Below are 16001 nucleotides of genomic sequence, written 5' to 3'. Positions count from 1 at the left end.
CGCCATGGGATTTTTTATTATTTGTTGTAGCTTCATCCTGTTCAATAGGATTGTTATTTAGAAAAATATCTAAGCCATTCACAATGGCTTGTTTTATGGCTTCTTTTACCAATAGATCTTCACTCAAGAATCCCCACCACTTTCAAAAAGTTTAATACATCTTATGCTTTAAATGAAAGTACTGTTTAGACTTTTGACTGCATTGCAAAGATTTATACTAGCCTTTTCTGCAACTTTAATAAAGATAGTACATATTTTATTTAATAAATAAATTGAGAGAAGGTTAGAATGATGAAAACATACAACATTTACATTCATCCTAATGATTATAAAAATCTGAGAAAAGATATCTGGAGTGATGACTATGTGTCCGGTTATCTCAAAGAAGGAAAGAATAAATATTTAATTGGAATATCTTATCGTGGTCATTCCACTAGAAATCATACAAAAAAATCTTACAGCATTGTTTTTCAAAATCCCTCTACTGTAAATGGTACACACGAAATTCATTTAAATGCGGAGTCTAAGGATCCTTCTTTAATACGCAGTAAACTTTCTTTGGATTTCTTCAACAGCATTGGTGTTCTTTCCCCACAGACTCAGCATGTTCTCTTGACTATTAACGGTCAATACAGAGGAATATACCTACAGATAGAGTCCCTTGATGAATACTTGTTGAGAAAGAGAAATCTAGCAGATGGAGACATCTTGTATGCCACAGATGACGATGCCAATTTTTCATTATTAACAGTTGAGGGAAAACCAAAAAAAGAGATACTTCAGGGATACACTCCCAAATATCAAATAGGTAATAGCAATCAATTATTCTCAGATCTTTTATTTAAAATCAACACATTACTAAATCTTGAGTTTGAACAAATAATTCCTAAAATGCTGGATATCGAAAAATATCTAAAATGGCTTGCAGGAGTTGTCTGTATACAACATTTTGATGGATTTGATCATAACTATGCAATATACTTCAATAGTTCAACCAATTTATTTGAGATATCTCCGTGGGATTGCGATGGAACATGGGGTAGAAATAGACATGGAAAAGTGTTAAATTACGATGTTGTACCTATAGAAGGATATAACACACTTTCTGCGAGGCTCATTCATATCCCAGCATTTAGAAAAATCTATAAGAATATATTAGAGGAAATATTAAATGATTCCTTCACTGCTAAAACACAATCTCCTATTATCGAAGAACTATTTACCAAAATAAAACCTCAAATAGAAAAAGACCCCTTTTCATCGCGCCTTGCATCTTTTTTTGATAAGGAAAAACAATTTATTCTCACCTATATCCAAAACAGAAACAGATACTTATCTAATCAGTTAAAAAATCTGACTTAATGCCGTGGAATTTTAGCGGTTTTTTTCGGGAGTTTCATTTCCATTTTCACTTATTATTTTTAGCTAAATGCTGTTTTTATCCATAAAATAGGCAATTGCAATAGTACAATATCTTTCCAGTACACATATACATACAGGGAAAACATCATTAGGAGGGAAATGGGAGAATGAATGTTGAATTATTACAAACATTAGTAGGAAAAGTTGTAAAGATTGATAGAGGTGGCCCCAATTCTAAAGTTGGATTGCTGCTTGCAGTAGGAGATGACTTCCTAACAATCTTAATTGAAAATGATGGGATCGTATATTATAAATTACATCATATAAAGAGTATTACCGAAAATGCAAAGAAAGGACTTCCTTTTGAACTTGTAATCCCTGAAAGTTTTGAATATAAGGAAGCTTCAACTTTTGCAGAAATACTTGATTCACTTGAATACTACTGGGTCAAAATTAATCGCGGCGGCAAAGATAGTATTGAAGGAGTTTTAGAAGCCATCAACAGTGATTATGTTACAGTTGTTTCAAATGAAGAAATTATTAGACTGTCTTTGTTCCATATTCACAATATTAGCTATGGGGCAGTAGTTGAAAAGCCTGAGAAAGAAAAGGAAGAGAAGGAAGAGAAGCAAGAAGAACAAAAAGAAGAAAAGATAGACTAAAATGGATAATCATCTCATAAGGGTTGATCTCAAAAGGATTATTAATTGTTAGAAAGTTATAACGGAACTTTTTTAACTTTTCATTTTTCATCTTTTAGAGAAGACCCTTTTGAGATTTCCTAATAGGGTGAGGAGGTTATGCAATGAAGGAGCTTAGTTTTTCCCAGGCTCTAGAACAATTAAAGGGTTTTAAGATTAGGATTTTTTTGAATAGCACACGAACTATAGTTGGAATTTTGCTTGATGTGAAAGAGGACCATATTGTATTACAATTAGACGATAAGATATTTTATTTTGCCTATGATCAAATTCACGCCATTACAAAAAATGCAAAAAATATTTCTCCACAAACCTCTTTATTATCTCACGAAAATAAGAAAAGTTTGCTTGATTTGCTGTACGATTTTAAATATAGCTGGATAACAATTCAAAGCATTAACAACCAGCTTTTTGTTGGGCTATTAAGCCAAATAACTGAAGACTATGTCATGCTCTTAAATGAGGATGACCAAATCTATATACAAAGATCCTTTATTGTCGGTATCTATAATGGAATCTATAATGAGAATGAATCTACCCTTTCAGACAGTAGTAATCTATCAGCAGAAAGCCCAATTTCCAACGAAGAAGTTCATGATGAGAAAGACAACGCTAAAAAGGAAGAAAAGGAATCTCTCCATGTAATAAACCATATACCAGCCATTGAGCAAAAGGAAGATATTCAGGCAAAAGACTATATTGAACATAAAGACGATAAAGATCTCCCTTTGACAAACAATCAATCTCCCCAATTCCAAATTCTCGAAGAAGAGATTATACATGTGAAAGATAACGATGTTGTGGAAGACAATCAATCACAGTATTTGATGGATAATACACCAGCACATAACCTGATTCGCAAAGAAGATAATGATAATGAGAAAAATATTGCAACCCAGGAAGCTGTTTCTTTTCCTGAAAGTTTAAGTTTCCCCAATATTACAGACACATCTTCATCATCTACTAGCAATGATACTATTAATGAATTGTACGCTGCTTCAAGAGATAAGGAAACTGTTACCAATTATAATGCGAATCCCTTTATAAATTTGATTTCAGATAGCAAATTAGAAAATCCCATTTTAACTATTAATCAGGAAGCAGCTATGGATCCTGATACTCATTACCAATCGGAAAATGGTGGGTATGATGATTCTTCAACCATAAAAGATTTTAGCAAGCCAGCTATAGAAAAAGCCCCATTAGAAAATGCTAAGAGAAGAAACTATAGCCGTATTCCAAAAATGGAAATGGCTCCTGGCTATATCAGCCACCCATTAAATGAATTGGGTAGACTTTATAATTGTAAAAATAAGAAAAAAAATAAAAAAACAAAACTTACCTCTGAAACAAAAAAAAACGTCAAACCAGTCGAAACTAATGAAAAAAATTTAGACCCTATAGAGCAGAATTTTCTATTAGAAAAACAATATTATTCTCTAATGAAACATGCTGAGTATATGTATAAAAAATTAAGAAATGAACGATTAAAGAAGTAATTCTCAAGAGTCACCTTTTTATTATCTTAGTTTTTCGCTCTTATCAATCCGGCTGAAGATTAGAAAATCCTCAAACCGTTTGAAGGATTCCAATCATCGCTATCCAAGACAATTCCAGAATGCATTTGGTTATCTTTAAAAAAAAGAGTACTAATAGTGATTAAGATAATAGGTACTCTCTGATATGAGCACAATGTAAAGGAGCTAAATCAATGAATAATTTCAAGGATTTAATTGACGAAGAAGTTGATATCGAGATTTCCGGAAAAGCTTATTTCTCTGGTATTTTAATAGATAATGGTTTAGACATTCTAGTACTGTACAATGGGCGGAAATACATGTATATCCCATTACTACACCTTCATAATATAAAAAAAAGAAATAATTCAGAGGATTCAGTTGAGAAGCCTTATTCTGAAATGCCATTTCTGGAGGAGTCAGAACCAATATCTTTTCGAAAAATATTAATGAATGCAAAAGGTCAATTTATTGAACTATGTGTTACAGGAAATAGGTCTATACACGGTTATATCACTAGTGTTTTAAATGACTATATCGTATTTTACTCTCCTGTGTTTAAAACCGTTTTTCTATCTATGCAGCACATAAAGTGGCTTATACCGTATAGTACAAATCTAACTCCTTACACACTAAGCAATACCGATTTACCTGTTGTTCCTTCTACTATTCCACTAGCTCGTACTTTTGAAGAGCAATTGAAAAAATATATCGGCCAATTGCTTGTTTTTGATTTAGGTGAGAATCCAAATAAGGTTGGTTTAATACAAAACATTTCAAACAATATTGTGGAACTAGTTAATGCAGAGGCAAATATAGTTTTCTGGAAACTTTCCCATATAAAATCTGTTCATTTGCCATAACATATCAATTAAAGTAAGATATTATATCTGGTTAAAAGGCATTAAATCTTTATCAAAAAGTTAATGCCTTTAGTTATATTCTTTTTTAAGTGCTTTTGGATAGAGCGCTATGTTTTCAAGTACAATCTCAAAGAAGCATTCTATTAGTAAAAAAATAGTTCTATCCACATATAAAGAAGGGCTAGTGTAAACAATACAGTTGCTGGAATTACAAGAATGGTAACTTTAAGATATTGCCCCCAAGATATATTTACTTTATTCCGCTTTAAGATGTGCATCCAAATCAAAGTAGCTAATGTTCCAGAGGGAATCAACAATGATCCTATATCGCTTCCAATGATATTTGCTAAATATAAAGTCTTTAGAACGACAGGCTCTAAATTCATTTCAGTTAATGTAAATGTTCCAATCATTAAGGCGGGATGATTATTAAATATATTCGACATTACAGACAAGAGTAATCCCATTGTTATACTTCCTTTAAACAAATGCTCCCCCATGATTGGTTCAACCAATTGAACTAAGAAACCTGTTAGTCCAATGTTATGGAGTCCATAGACAACAATATACATAGAATAAGCAAAGAGAAAAATATCCCAAGGTGTTTTTTTCAACATATCATTTGGAGTTACTTTCAAGTAAATCCATCGCCAGCTTAACAGAAGAAGAGAACTAGTTACGGCAACAATGGAGATGGGGATATGATAATAAGAGGCTACAAATAGAAGAATTCTTACCATAAAAATGAACACAAATACACCAACCATTAGTTTTGTTTGTCGCTTTGTTTCTTCTGTATTTGGATCTGAAAGTAATGGATGCAAGGAAGAGATATGTCTATAATCTATATTCTTGGTAACAAGTGGTATTTTTTTAGGCAGTTGTCGATAAAATACTCCCAGCAACATAAAATAGAGGAATGCTAAACCAATTATTCCTGGGACAAACATCATAGCAGTTTGCATATAAAGATCCAAACCAATTATTTTTAAAGAGATTAAATTAACAATATTACTTACACCTATAGGAACACTAGAAGCAGTTGCAATAAGTGCTCCACTAATTAAATAAGGAAATTTTTCCTTTTGCTTCATACCAATTTTTCTAAACAGCATCAGTAGAACAGGTGTAGTTATTATGATACTTCCATCGTTATTGAGAAATAGTGTCATAAGAAAGCAAAGAAGGTTAGTCAGCCAAAAGAGTTTTTTTCCAGATCCCTTTGCGGCTTTTAATAATCGGGTAGCAGCCCAATGGAAAAAACCAATGCTTTCCATTGTTAATGCCATAACCATTGTAGCAATGATAGTTATAGCTGCCTCAGTAACCTTTGAGCCAATATCTGCTAGATCAGAAAATGTTACACTTCCACTAATTAAGATTAACACGGCACCAATGGTTGCTGCAGTTGCTTCGTTCATTCCCTTAGGACGCCAAAAGATCAAAATCATCGTAGTTAGGAATGAAGCAATGGTAAATATTGATGCAAAATCAGTCACTTATCGCACCTCCAAGATACTGAACTATGAATCATAATTTCACGCTCCTTCATTTATCTTTTATCGATGCCTGTACTATATATATACGTTAACTACATCAGACTGCTATAAACAATAATCTATTTATGATAAAATCAGCTAGTATCTCTGCAAGATATGTAACTTATTAAGATAGTTGCACGTATTTCATAGAGGCCAATGATACAATTCTTTACTATAAAAGAAGACTGCATATACCCTGGATCAGACAGAGTCTGCAGTCAAGTTTTACCATATAACTAAAAAAAGGAATGAAATATATTATATTTATTATAACAACATGATTCTCTACACAAAGTCATTTTAAGGGCATCCGATTATTTCATTATTAATAGGAATTATAGGTCTGTTATAATAACAATCATTTCTTACAACAATCTCTCCTACAAAAAAAGAACTTGAAATCTCAAGCTCTTTCGATTTATTATTATTTCAATTTCCCACTAAGAAATGCTTTTGTACGGGCAGATTTGGGGATTGAGAATAGACTTTCTGGTGGACCTGATTCTTCGATTACTCCATTGTCCATGAAAACCACTTTGTTTGCCACTTCCTTGGCAAATCCCATTTCGTGTGTGACGACAATCATGGTCATTTTTTCTTTTGCTAAATCTTTCATCACTGCTAAGACTTCCCCTGTTAGTTCGGGATCTAAAGCGGAGGTAGGTTCATCAAACAGTAGAATTTCTGGTTCCATCATTAATGCTCGAGCAATTGCCACACGTTGCTTTTGTCCTCCAGATAGTTTGGCAGGATAGACATTAGCAAAATTAGATAGACCAATTTTTTCGAGGATTGTCATACTTCTTTCTTGAAGGGAAGAAGCAGATTCTTTCTTCACTAATTTTGGTGCAAGCTGAATATTGTCTATTACAGTAAGATGTGGAAATAGATTAAAATGCTGAAAAACCATTCCCATTCTTGCAGTAATTTGTTTGACTTTTTGCTGCGGAGCATATATTCCATCTTTCACTAACTCGTCTCCAGAAACACGAATCGTTCCTCCATCGATTTTTTCTAAATCGACAAGACAACGGAGCATTGTGCTTTTACCAGAACCAGAGGGACCAATAACAGCCACAACATCATTGTTATCGACATCAAAGGTTATCCCCTTCAATACTTCGACCTTATCGTATGATTTTTTTATATTCTCTATTTCAATGATTGCCATAAGTATCCGTCCTTCTTATTCAAATTTAAATCTGCGCTCCAGCCATTTAAATAATGCTGTTAATAGCAGGGTCATGATAAGATAAATAATCCCAGCAATAAAAAAGGGCATAATCGTAAAATCTCGGTTTACCGCCGTTTGGGCAAAGTGCAGTAACTCGGGTACAGCAACAGCATACAGCAAGGCTGTATCTTTCACTAATGTGACAGATTCATTTGCCACAGCAGGAAGGGCAATTCGAAACATTTGTGGTAAAACAACCCGTGTGGTTGTTTGCCATTTACTTAAACCAAGCACTTGAGAAGCTTCATACTGACCTTTATCAATTGCAAGCAGACCTCCGCGGAAAATTTCGGCAAAATAGGCTGCATAATTCAAAATAAATCCTAAAGAGGCAGCGACAAAACGATCTAGGACTAAATATTCTCCTATTCCTGGAATCATTGGTAACCCAAAGCATATAAACAATAATTGCAGTAAGAGCGGGGTACCGCGCATGATGTAAACATAACAGCTTGCCAGCCATGCAATTGGCTTGATGCTAGATCGGATTGCGAGTGTTAATAGGAAACCTAATGGAATGGACACTACAATAGCAATAAGAAATAAAAGAACGGTTGCTTTGGCCCCTTCCAACATTGGTTTTAGTATCGAAATAATATAATCAATTTCCATTTCTATTCCTCCAACAAAACAAAACAGGGTTTCGGAAAGAAATCCTGTTTTGTTTATGATTCATTTGCGATGTTACTTTAATACTTTATTTTCACCAAACCATTTTTCGGAAACTTCAGCGGCTGTGCCATCTTCATTCATCTCATCAAGTGCTTTTTGAAGCTTCTCTAATAATGCTTCGTTCCCTTTTTTAACCCCAATTCCGTATTCTTCTGGGGCAAGTGATTCATCAAGGATTTTAAAGGAATCTTGTTCTTTTGTCATATAGTAATCAATAACAATTTCATCTATGACAACTGCATCTAAACGACCAGATTTCAGATCATTTAATGCTAATACGTTATCGGAAAACTCGGTAACTTCCTTAATTTTTGATTTAATAGGACTACCATTTAATGCATCGGATGCAGAAGAAAGAGATTGGAGACCAACAACTTTTCCTTCTAAATCATCTAATTTGGTTATTTTTGAGTCCGCTAATGTTACGACAACTTGTGCATTTTTTAGATAAGGCTTTGTGAAAAGAACTTTTTCTTTTCGTTCATCTGTAATAGTATAGCCATTCCAAATTAAGTCAATCCGGCCGCTGCTTAATTCTGATTCCTTTGTTTTCCAATCAATTGGTTGAAATTCAACTGACATATTCATTTTTTTAGCTGCAGCTTTTGCATAATCAATATCGAAGCCGACAATTTCATTATTGTCATCCCTAAACCCCATTGGAGCGAATTTATCATCAATACCAATGACTAATGTATCTTCCTTATTATCTTTAGAATTGTTGGAACATGCCGTAAAAATGAAAAATACAGATGCCAAAATAACTAAATTAATTGCTAAACGTTTCATGTTGTAAAAGCCACCTTTATAAATTATGTTTTCAGTACAAAAAATCTATAAAACTAAAATCCTTTAGTTCGATAATATATTAGAGTGATAAACTAATGTATAAAATTTACCATACCAAAAAAGAAGTTGTCAATAAAATAATTTAACATATTAGTAGAGTAAAGGATTTCGTGGTGAAATATGTAAAAAAAATTATGCGAGCTTTTTTTAATCTAATGGAAATTATAGAGATCAGATTTGAGGTTTAATAGAAGCAAAAGGAGGCAGTGAGGAATGGAGATATATGGGAAGGAGTAGGAGCAATTATTAAAGACTGTGATTGCTCCTACTCCTTTAAACGATTAATTACGTATCAATCAAGTTCAATTGTCGTCTTTTTCATAAAAGGGTGTATCTGTTATGTATTTTTTTGATGAAATAAGCTTATCATCTTTTAAAATATAAGGATGAGTCTCGTGCAAGGTAGTTTCTAAGACACTTGGCACTTTCCATTCTCCATAAGCACAAATTAATGGAAAGGAAATGTGGTTGGCAGCGTTATTAACTATTTTCTCAAAATTTCCGATTAAATGAAAAGGCTCTTCCATCGTTGCCCATTCTACATCGAAAGGGAATACTTTGATCTAGATAAGGCTGAACCATTTTATTAAAATAATCTGTAATAGCTGGTGGATGATAACTTCCACTTGAAAAATAAAAATCTAAGCTATTTACATAATGGATCTGTTTCAATTGCGAAGATGTAAGTTTGTATTTTAATTGTTCGAATATCCTTTTGCAATTTCGATCATTGTCGATAAGGATTACATATTCTCTTGCTTCGATACCAGCATAAATAAAGCGCAGGACTTCTTCCATATAGTTTCGCATGCCTGTATAAAAGAAGAAAACATGTAATTTTTCTTTCCCTTCAAGAAACAGCTTTTTTTATTTTCCAATTATGCACCTCTTTATTAAATAATAATTCTATTATAGAGTTTTTCCATGGAAAGATAACTAGTTAAATAAGGATGATAGTTAGATAAATAATACACTAAGAAAAATATAATTCCTAGTTGACTTATAAGAGAAATGAGTATAAATTAATAATAATAAATTTATTGAAAATATTTAATATTCCAATTGGAAGAATGCTGATCAGATAAACTGAAGGCTGTTACCTTAAATAAAGAGGGTAACAGCCTTTTTTATTGCAAAAGAGGGGGAGTTATTTTATGAAAAAACAGGTCAAATCATTTGTTAAGATGTTTACCATTCTCCTAGCTGCATCACTAGTACTCTCTGGATGCAGTGGCGAAAAAAGTAGTGGAGAAAATACTAATGCTTCTAAGATAGAACTATTGAATGTTTCCTATGATCCCACGAGAGAACTTTACCAAGAATATAACAAAGCATTCACAAGACATTGGAAAGAAAAAACCGGCCAGGATGTAGCGATACAACAATCTCATGGCGGATCTGGAAAGCAAGCTCGAGCAGTAATTGATGGTATCGAAGCTGATGTAGTTACACTAGCATTAGCAGGTGATATTGATGCGATTGTAAAGGAAAGAGGAGCTATTCCAGAAGATTGGCAAACAAAGTTTGAAAGTAATTCTACACCTTATACGTCAACTATTGTGTTTCTTGTCAGAAAGGGAAATCCCAAGAATATTAAGGATTGGGATGATTTAATTAAAGCTGATGTCTCTGTTGTTACACCTAATCCTAAAACCTCCGGTGGAGCAAGGTGGAATTATCTAGCTGCATGGGCTTATGCTGCCAAACAGTTTAATGGCGATGAAGAGAAAATCAAAGCATTTATTAAAGCACTATTTCAAAATGTAGAAGTTCTTGATTCAGGAGCGCGAGATTCTACGAACACATTTGTTCAAAGAGGAATAGGTGATGTTTTAATAGCATGGGAAAATGAAGCGTATTTAGCAATTGATGAGTTAGGAAAAGAAAAGTTCGAAATTGTTAGTCCATCTCTTAGTATTTTAGCGGAGCCGCCAGTAGCGGTTGTCGAAGGAATTACAGAGAAAAAGGGAACAACAGAAGTTGCCAAAGAGTACCTTCAGTTTCTGTATAGTGAGGAAGGACAGGAAATTGCTGCAAAAAATTATTATCGTCCAAGGAATCCAGAAGTGTTAAAAAAATATGCAGATCAATTCGAAGAGATAGAATTAGTTACGATTGATGATGATTTCGGCGGCTGGACAAAGGCACAAGAAAAACATTTTAGTGATGGTGGGACATTTGATCAAATCTATATACCTTCTAATTAAGTGAACGAGAAAAAGGGCATTTTTATGAGAAACATATTTTTACATCATCATTCCCTTTAATACAGTTATATGGGAATGATGATGAATTTGCTGTAAAACAATTTAACCTACAAGCTAAAGAGGTGAAGAAATGAGGAACGGAAAAAGAAGGATTAAAATGAATAATGCTCTTCCTGGCTTTGGTTTGTCCTTGGGATATACTATGCTCTATCTAAGTATATTGGTCATTTTGCCATTAACGATGATTTTCTTTAATACAACCAAAATGGGCTGGGAGAGGTTTTGGGATACGGTCCTAGATCCAAGGGTAGTTGCCTCCTATAAATTAAGCTTTGGAGCTTCTTTTACGGCTGCTTTAATAAATGTAGTATTTGGTGTGCTGCTTGCATGGGTATTAGTTCGCTATCCCTTTCCAGGCAAGAGAATGGTGGATGGATTAGTTGATTTGCCTTTTGCACTTCCAACTGCTGTGGCAGGGATTGCACTGACAACACTTTATGCTCCAAATGGATGGATAGGCAGTCTCCTTGGGTTTAAGGTTGCCTTTACGCCTATTGGGATAACTATTGCCTTAACCTTTATTGGATTGCCTTTTGTCGTTCGGATGGTTCAGCCAGTTTTGCAAAATTTAGATAAGGAGATAGAAGAGGCATCAGCAAGCCTTGGCGCATCACGGCTCCAGACATTTATTAAAGTAATAATTCCAGAGCTGCTGCCGGCAATTCTTGCAGGATTTACGCTGGCATTTGCACGATCGTTAGGAGAATATGGCTCTGTTGTTTTTATCGCGGGAAATATGCCGATGAAAACAGAAATTACGCCATTATTAATAATTACGAAACTGGAGCAGTATGACTATGCGGGTGCCACTGCGATTGCATCTGTCATGTTATTTATCTCCTTTATTTTGCTTTTCTGCATAAATCTATTACAGTGGTGGACAAATCGAAATATGACGCCAAATTAAGAAAGGAGGAGTGAAATATGGCAGGAAATGTGCGATTACAGCAAGTATCCACACCAATTCAAACTACATCAAATACTTCAGAGCCAAAATGGCTGCGTTGGGTACTCATTAGTGCTGCACTTTTATTCTTGGCCTTGTTTTTGTTACTACCTTTAGCGACTATTTTTATTCAAGCATTTGATCAAGGGGCTAAGCTATATCTTGCAGCAATTACTGAACCTGATGCTTTAGCTGCAATAAAGCTTACTTTATTGGTAGCAGTGATTGCAGTACCGTTAAATGCGATTTTCGGAGTTGCTGCAGCGTGGGCTGTATCAAAGTTCCATTTTAAAGGAAAGAATCTATTCATTACATTAATTGATCTACCTTTCGCCGTATCGCCAGTAATAGCTGGATTGGTATTCGTGCTGCTTTTTAGTACCCATGGTTTGTTTGGAGAATGGCTTTTAGCCCATAATATAAAAATTATCTTTGCTGTTCCAGGTATTGTCCTTGCAACTGTTTTTGTTACCTTACCGTTTGTTGCAAGAGAATTAATTCCCTTAATGCAAGCACAAGGAACTTCAGAAGAAGAGGCATCACTGACACTCGGGGCAGGAGGCTGGAAAACGTTTTGGTATGTAACATTGCCGAATATAAAGTGGGGATTATTATATGGAGTTATTCTATGTAATGCAAGAGCAATCGGAGAATTTGGAGCTGTGTCTGTTGTCTCAGGCCATATTCGTGGATTGACAAATACCATGCCTCTGCATATAGAAATCTTGTATGGGGAGTATCGTTTTGCCGCTGCATTCGCAGTCGCAACACTTATGTCGATATTAGCTATTATCACGTTAATTATTAAAAGCTTACTAGAGTGGAAGACCAAAAAAACAGCTTATGAATAATTAGTCATATGAGAGGAGGAAATAGGGATGAGTATTTTAATAAAAGATGTTTCCAAAGCATTTGGTTCTTTCCAAGCATTAAAGGATATACATTTAGAAATTAATTCAGGGGAATTAGTTGCCTTACTAGGTCCTTCAGGGTCCGGAAAAACCTCTCTATTAAGAATTATTGCTGGATTGGAGACCGCGGATCAAGGAGTCATTTACTTTGGAGAAAATAATATGACGGAAATAAGCACAAAGGAGAGAAATGTTGGGTTTGTCTTTCAGCATTATGCTCTTTTTCGCCATATGACTGTTTTTGATAATATTGCTTATGGACTAAAGGTAAGACCAAGAAAAGACCGACCTGCAAAGCATGATATCGAATCAAAGGTAAATGAATTATTACAATTAGTGAAACTGGAAGAATTAAAAAACCGCTATCCTTCCCAATTATCTGGAGGCCAAAAGCAACGAGTCGCCTTAGCACGGGCATTGGCAGTGGAGCCTAAGGTGCTATTGCTGGATGAGCCGTTCGGTGCGTTAGATGCAAAGGTTAGAAAGGACTTAAGACGGTGGTTAAGGCGGCTACATGATGAGTTTCATATTACAAGTGTGTTTGTTACCCATGACCAAGAAGAGGCACTGGACGTCGCTGATCGAATAGTTGTTATGAATGAAGGGAAAATAGAGCAAATTGGTTCACCGGAAGAAGTGTATGAACACCCAAATAGTCCGTTTGTATATGACTTTCTCGGCAATGTAAACTTATTCTATGGCAGACTTGAAGCTGGAAAGCTTATTCAAGGAAAGAGTAGTTTTTCTGTTCCAGAATGGAAGCATGAACATAACAAGCAAGCAATAGGATATGTTCGTCCCCATGATATTCATATAAGTAAAGAAGAACAAGGAGATGATTCAATTTTAGCCTCGATTCATCATATTCATATAGTCGGTCCGATTGTCCATTTAGAATTAAAGAGAGAGGATTCAGATGAATTTTTAGAAGCAGAAATTACAAAAGAAATGTATCGGTCACTTTCTATTCATTTAAAAGACCAGGTTTACGTGAAGCCCAATCAATTAAAAGTATTTATTCCAGAAGATTTCTCCATATAAAAACATACTAAGACATAAGTATGTCAATTAAATTTAATCCTGAACAATTATATGTGTACACTAAAAAAATTCGTATAATTGTTTGGGTTTTTTATTTATTTTAAGAAAGAAGGTTTGTGGTAATCGCCCGCAGACTGTAATACACTGCGCTTTCCGAGCGCAGTGTATTCAGTCTGCTCCGTTTTATTTTCTTTTGAAAAAAATGCTAGAACTAAATAATCTTTAAAAACGGAGTGAAATGGAGCGGAGGACACTCAACTCCTGCGGGAAGTAGAGCAAAGCCTAAGACCCCACAGGCTTAGTTTGCTCACTGGCGCATAGAGTGTCTGTAGCGTAATGGAACGAATTGGTTTCCCTACTAATTTAGAGATTGTTCGTCTTTCTCCAATAATTATTTTGTTATGTCCCACTCTCCTTTTTGTTGTATGTGAAATTATCGTACTTTTTTCCACTTAAGAGAACCGCAGCCATTATGTGGATGTGTGCTGGGGTAAACTTTGTTTAATGTTTCTTTTAATTCAGGAATAGAGAGATTTTGTAGCATTTCAGAGGAGAGACCGCTATTGCAAACAATCTTTTGAATCAATATATTTTTAACGGTTTTCGATTTATCATAGTAAACCATTTTACTTCCTCCTATTAATAAGTGAATTTGAGTGCACTAGAATAATAATTATTAAGTTTGCCGAAGCTTTCTTTTATTATACAACAAATAATCGACTATTCATAGTGGTTAAGAAGGAATTAAAATAAACAATCATATTTTTTTGTATGGCAAAATTTCTATTGAGGCGAGTGGAACCATTCGTTATAATAGGGCAAAAGGATGAGAAGATTGAGAATTTTGAGTTTTTTAGTATAGAAAAAGAGGTGTCTTAATGGGGAATTATCAAATAATATTATTTGACTTAGATGGTACGATTTCAGATCCTAAAGAAGGAATAACAAAATCTATTCAATATGCACTACAAAAGCTTGGAAAGGAAGAATCTGATTTACGTAAACTAGAAAAATTTATTGGACCACCTCTACAAGAATCATTTATGGAATATTATGGTTATAATCAAGAAATAACGGATCAAGCGATTTCCTATTATAGAGAGAGGTTTACGCAGTTAGGAATGTATGAAAATGAACTATATCCTGAAATTATTCCATTACTTGAAAGCTTAAGAGCAAAAGGCTGTATTATGATTGTGGCAACTTCAAAACCAACTATATTCGCAGAAAAGATTTTGAAGTATTTTCAAATAGAAACGTACTTTACCCACATAATTGGAAGTAATCTGGATGGCACTAGATCATCGAAAACAGAAATAATTCAATACATATTAGATTTGTATCCTGCGTATAAGCCTGAAGAGTTTGTGATGATAGGAGATCGGGAACATGATATTATTGGAGCGAACAATGCAGGAATAGATTCAATCGGTGTTACTTACGGCTATGGGTCCTATGACGAGCTGAACAAAGTAAAGGCAACATTTATTGCAGGCAGTATTTCTTCCTTAAAGGGTATCTTAATAGATAGGAAGCGAAAAGAGCGGATAAGGCTTGTGACAGAAGAAGATGCTCCGATTGTTCATAGACTAATGCTAGAAGCATTTGAAGATTATCGTTATAGCGAGGTACCTTCTAGTGCACTAACGGAACCAGCTGACAAATTCCTTTATGCTCTTAAAAATGGAACAGAGCAAGCAATCATATGTTGGATAGATGATGTTCCCCTTGGTTCTTCTCGTCTGCAGCTTCAAGATGATTCTCTCTATTTTTCCAGACTTTCTGTCATTCCGTCAGCAAGAGGGAAAGGAATAGCTAAAAAACTGCTAGCTTGGATAGAAGAATATGCCATCCAAAATGGCAAGCAGAAAGTAGTGTGCAAAGTAAGAGCGAATGTCCTAAAAAATATCCAATTATACGAAAAAATAGGATTTGTCATCACAAAAGAAGAGACAGCTCCTAATCCTAATGGGCTGTCCGTCAAAGCGGTAACGATGGAAAAAAGGATAACAAAGATCACTCCATCCATAATATAATTTTCTTTAAAAGGCTATTCTCTACGGAAGAGAATGGCTTTTATTTTGCCAATCTCCACTC

16 protein-coding genes are annotated in these 16001 nt (G+C 34.5%); 9 read left to right on the top strand and 7 right to left on the bottom strand.

The window, feature by feature from the left end; translation table 11 throughout:
• Positions 1-288 precede the first annotated feature (288 nt).
• The 4 genes from BCI01S_RS13575 to BCI01S_RS13560 all read left to right on the top strand — a co-directional run bounded on the left by BCI01S_RS13575 (position 289) and on the right by BCI01S_RS13560 (position 4443).
• On the top strand, positions 289-1362 hold the full coding sequence (locus BCI01S_RS13575) for a CotH kinase family protein (RefSeq protein ID WP_061799188.1): 1074 nt from the start codon (positions 289-291) through the stop codon (positions 1360-1362).
• A gap of 167 nt (positions 1363-1529) precedes the next feature.
• Positions 1530-2024: a YwrJ family protein gene (locus tag BCI01S_RS13570; RefSeq protein WP_047943800.1), complete on the top strand. Its 495-nt coding sequence runs from the start codon at positions 1530-1532 to the stop codon at positions 2022-2024.
• Between the two features lie 143 nt (positions 2025-2167).
• Positions 2168-3562, top strand: a complete 1395-nt coding sequence (locus tag BCI01S_RS13565) for a DUF2642 domain-containing protein (RefSeq protein ID WP_061799186.1) — start codon at positions 2168-2170, stop codon at positions 3560-3562.
• A 212-nt stretch (positions 3563-3774) separates the two neighbouring features.
• Complete coding sequence (locus BCI01S_RS13560; RefSeq protein ID WP_061799182.1) at positions 3775-4443, top strand: YwrJ family protein; 669 nt, start codon at positions 3775-3777, stop codon at positions 4441-4443.
• A 143-nt stretch (positions 4444-4586) separates the two neighbouring features.
• Here the strand turns inward: BCI01S_RS13560 and BCI01S_RS13555 are convergent, their stop codons facing one another.
• From BCI01S_RS13555 to BCI01S_RS25975, 6 genes are all read right to left on the bottom strand, one after another.
• Complete coding sequence (locus tag BCI01S_RS13555; protein ID WP_082810056.1) at positions 4587-5915, bottom strand: arsenic transporter; 1329 nt, start codon at positions 5913-5915, stop codon at positions 4587-4589.
• Positions 5916-6408: 493 nt separating this feature from the next.
• Positions 6409-7155 (bottom strand): amino acid ABC transporter ATP-binding protein, encoded by a 747-nt coding sequence (locus tag BCI01S_RS13550; RefSeq protein ID WP_061799175.1) that lies wholly within the window; start codon positions 7153-7155, stop codon positions 6409-6411.
• 15 nt (positions 7156-7170) lie between these two features.
• On the bottom strand, positions 7171-7830 hold the full coding sequence (locus BCI01S_RS13545) for an amino acid ABC transporter permease (protein ID WP_061799171.1): 660 nt from the start codon (positions 7828-7830) through the stop codon (positions 7171-7173).
• A 72-nt stretch (positions 7831-7902) separates the two neighbouring features.
• Complete coding sequence (locus tag BCI01S_RS13540) at positions 7903-8679, bottom strand: amino acid ABC transporter substrate-binding protein (RefSeq protein ID WP_061799168.1); 777 nt, start codon at positions 8677-8679, stop codon at positions 7903-7905.
• A 362-nt stretch (positions 8680-9041) separates the two neighbouring features.
• The gene (locus tag BCI01S_RS25980) at positions 9042-9266 is read right to left on the bottom strand and encodes a hypothetical protein (RefSeq protein WP_235844507.1); all 225 of its coding nucleotides are present in this window, start codon (positions 9264-9266) and stop codon (positions 9042-9044) included.
• Positions 9232-9537, bottom strand: coding sequence for a DEAD/DEAH box helicase family protein (locus BCI01S_RS25975; RefSeq protein ID WP_235844503.1), 306 nt, complete (start codon positions 9535-9537; stop codon positions 9232-9234). The genes BCI01S_RS25980 and BCI01S_RS25975 overlap by 35 nt, the downstream gene beginning before the upstream one ends.
• Positions 9538-9893: 356 nt before the next feature.
• On the opposite strand from BCI01S_RS25975, the gene BCI01S_RS13530 reads away from it, so the two are divergent.
• The 4 genes from BCI01S_RS13530 (at position 9894) to BCI01S_RS13515 (ending at position 13904) form a co-directional block, all read left to right on the top strand.
• Positions 9894-10946, top strand: a complete 1053-nt coding sequence (locus BCI01S_RS13530; protein ID WP_047943806.1) for a sulfate ABC transporter substrate-binding protein — start codon at positions 9894-9896, stop codon at positions 10944-10946.
• Positions 10947-11076: 130 nt separating this feature from the next.
• The gene (cysT, locus tag BCI01S_RS13525; protein WP_047943807.1) at positions 11077-11913 is read left to right on the top strand and encodes a sulfate ABC transporter permease subunit CysT; all 837 of its coding nucleotides are present in this window, start codon (positions 11077-11079) and stop codon (positions 11911-11913) included.
• 17 nt (positions 11914-11930) lie between these two features.
• The gene (cysW, locus tag BCI01S_RS13520; protein ID WP_061799163.1) at positions 11931-12803 is read left to right on the top strand and encodes a sulfate ABC transporter permease subunit CysW; all 873 of its coding nucleotides are present in this window, start codon (positions 11931-11933) and stop codon (positions 12801-12803) included.
• A gap of 27 nt (positions 12804-12830) precedes the next feature.
• Positions 12831-13904: a sulfate/molybdate ABC transporter ATP-binding protein gene (locus BCI01S_RS13515; protein WP_061799159.1), complete on the top strand. Its 1074-nt coding sequence runs from the start codon at positions 12831-12833 to the stop codon at positions 13902-13904.
• Between the two features lie 433 nt (positions 13905-14337).
• On the opposite strand, the gene BCI01S_RS13510 is transcribed toward BCI01S_RS13515, so the two are convergent.
• The gene (locus BCI01S_RS13510) at positions 14338-14529 is read right to left on the bottom strand and encodes a hypothetical protein (RefSeq protein WP_047943810.1); all 192 of its coding nucleotides are present in this window, start codon (positions 14527-14529) and stop codon (positions 14338-14340) included.
• Positions 14530-14782: 253 nt separating this feature from the next.
• Between BCI01S_RS13510 and BCI01S_RS26360 the strand changes: the two genes are divergently transcribed.
• Positions 14783-15940, top strand: a complete 1158-nt coding sequence (locus tag BCI01S_RS26360; RefSeq protein ID WP_082810055.1) for a GNAT family N-acetyltransferase — start codon at positions 14783-14785, stop codon at positions 15938-15940.
• Positions 15941-16001 lie beyond the last annotated feature (61 nt).

This window comes from Niallia circulans NBRC 13626, from assembly GCF_001591585.1.
Lineage (GTDB): Bacteria > Bacillota > Bacilli > Bacillales > Cytobacillaceae > Niallia > Niallia circulans.
Note: the sequence above shows the minus strand (reverse complement) of the source record. Positions and strands in the feature narration are given on the sequence as shown.

What these genes read in the sequence shown, in the direction of transcription:
- cysW (WP_061799163.1), top strand. Translation starts at nt 11,931, where the DNA reads ATGGCAGGAAATGTGCGATTACAGCAAGTATCCACACCAATTCAAACT.
- BCI01S_RS13550 (WP_061799175.1), bottom strand. Translation starts at nt 7,155, where the DNA reads ATGGCAATCATTGAAATAGAGAATATAAAAAAATCATACGATAAGGTC.
- BCI01S_RS13570 (WP_047943800.1), top strand. Translation starts at nt 1,530, where the DNA reads ATGAATGTTGAATTATTACAAACATTAGTAGGAAAAGTTGTAAAGATT.
- BCI01S_RS26360 (WP_082810055.1), top strand. Translation starts at nt 14,783, where the DNA reads ATGGGGAATTATCAAATAATATTATTTGACTTAGATGGTACGATTTCA.
- BCI01S_RS13565 (WP_061799186.1), top strand. Translation starts at nt 2,168, where the DNA reads ATGAAGGAGCTTAGTTTTTCCCAGGCTCTAGAACAATTAAAGGGTTTT.
- BCI01S_RS13530 (WP_047943806.1), top strand. Translation starts at nt 9,894, where the DNA reads ATGAAAAAACAGGTCAAATCATTTGTTAAGATGTTTACCATTCTCCTA.
- BCI01S_RS25980 (WP_235844507.1), bottom strand. Translation starts at nt 9,266, where the DNA reads ATGGAAGAGCCTTTTCATTTAATCGGAAATTTTGAGAAAATAGTTAAT.
- BCI01S_RS13575 (WP_061799188.1), top strand. Translation starts at nt 289, where the DNA reads ATGATGAAAACATACAACATTTACATTCATCCTAATGATTATAAAAAT.
- cysT (WP_047943807.1), top strand. Translation starts at nt 11,077, where the DNA reads ATGAGGAACGGAAAAAGAAGGATTAAAATGAATAATGCTCTTCCTGGC.
- BCI01S_RS13515 (WP_061799159.1), top strand. Translation starts at nt 12,831, where the DNA reads ATGAGTATTTTAATAAAAGATGTTTCCAAAGCATTTGGTTCTTTCCAA.
- BCI01S_RS13510 (WP_047943810.1), bottom strand. Translation starts at nt 14,529, where the DNA reads ATGGTTTACTATGATAAATCGAAAACCGTTAAAAATATATTGATTCAA.
- BCI01S_RS25975 (WP_235844503.1), bottom strand. Translation starts at nt 9,537, where the DNA reads ATGGAAGAAGTCCTGCGCTTTATTTATGCTGGTATCGAAGCAAGAGAA.
- BCI01S_RS13560 (WP_061799182.1), top strand. Translation starts at nt 3,775, where the DNA reads ATGAATAATTTCAAGGATTTAATTGACGAAGAAGTTGATATCGAGATT.
- BCI01S_RS13540 (WP_061799168.1), bottom strand. Translation starts at nt 8,679, where the DNA reads ATGAAACGTTTAGCAATTAATTTAGTTATTTTGGCATCTGTATTTTTC.
- BCI01S_RS13545 (WP_061799171.1), bottom strand. Translation starts at nt 7,830, where the DNA reads ATGGAAATTGATTATATTATTTCGATACTAAAACCAATGTTGGAAGGG.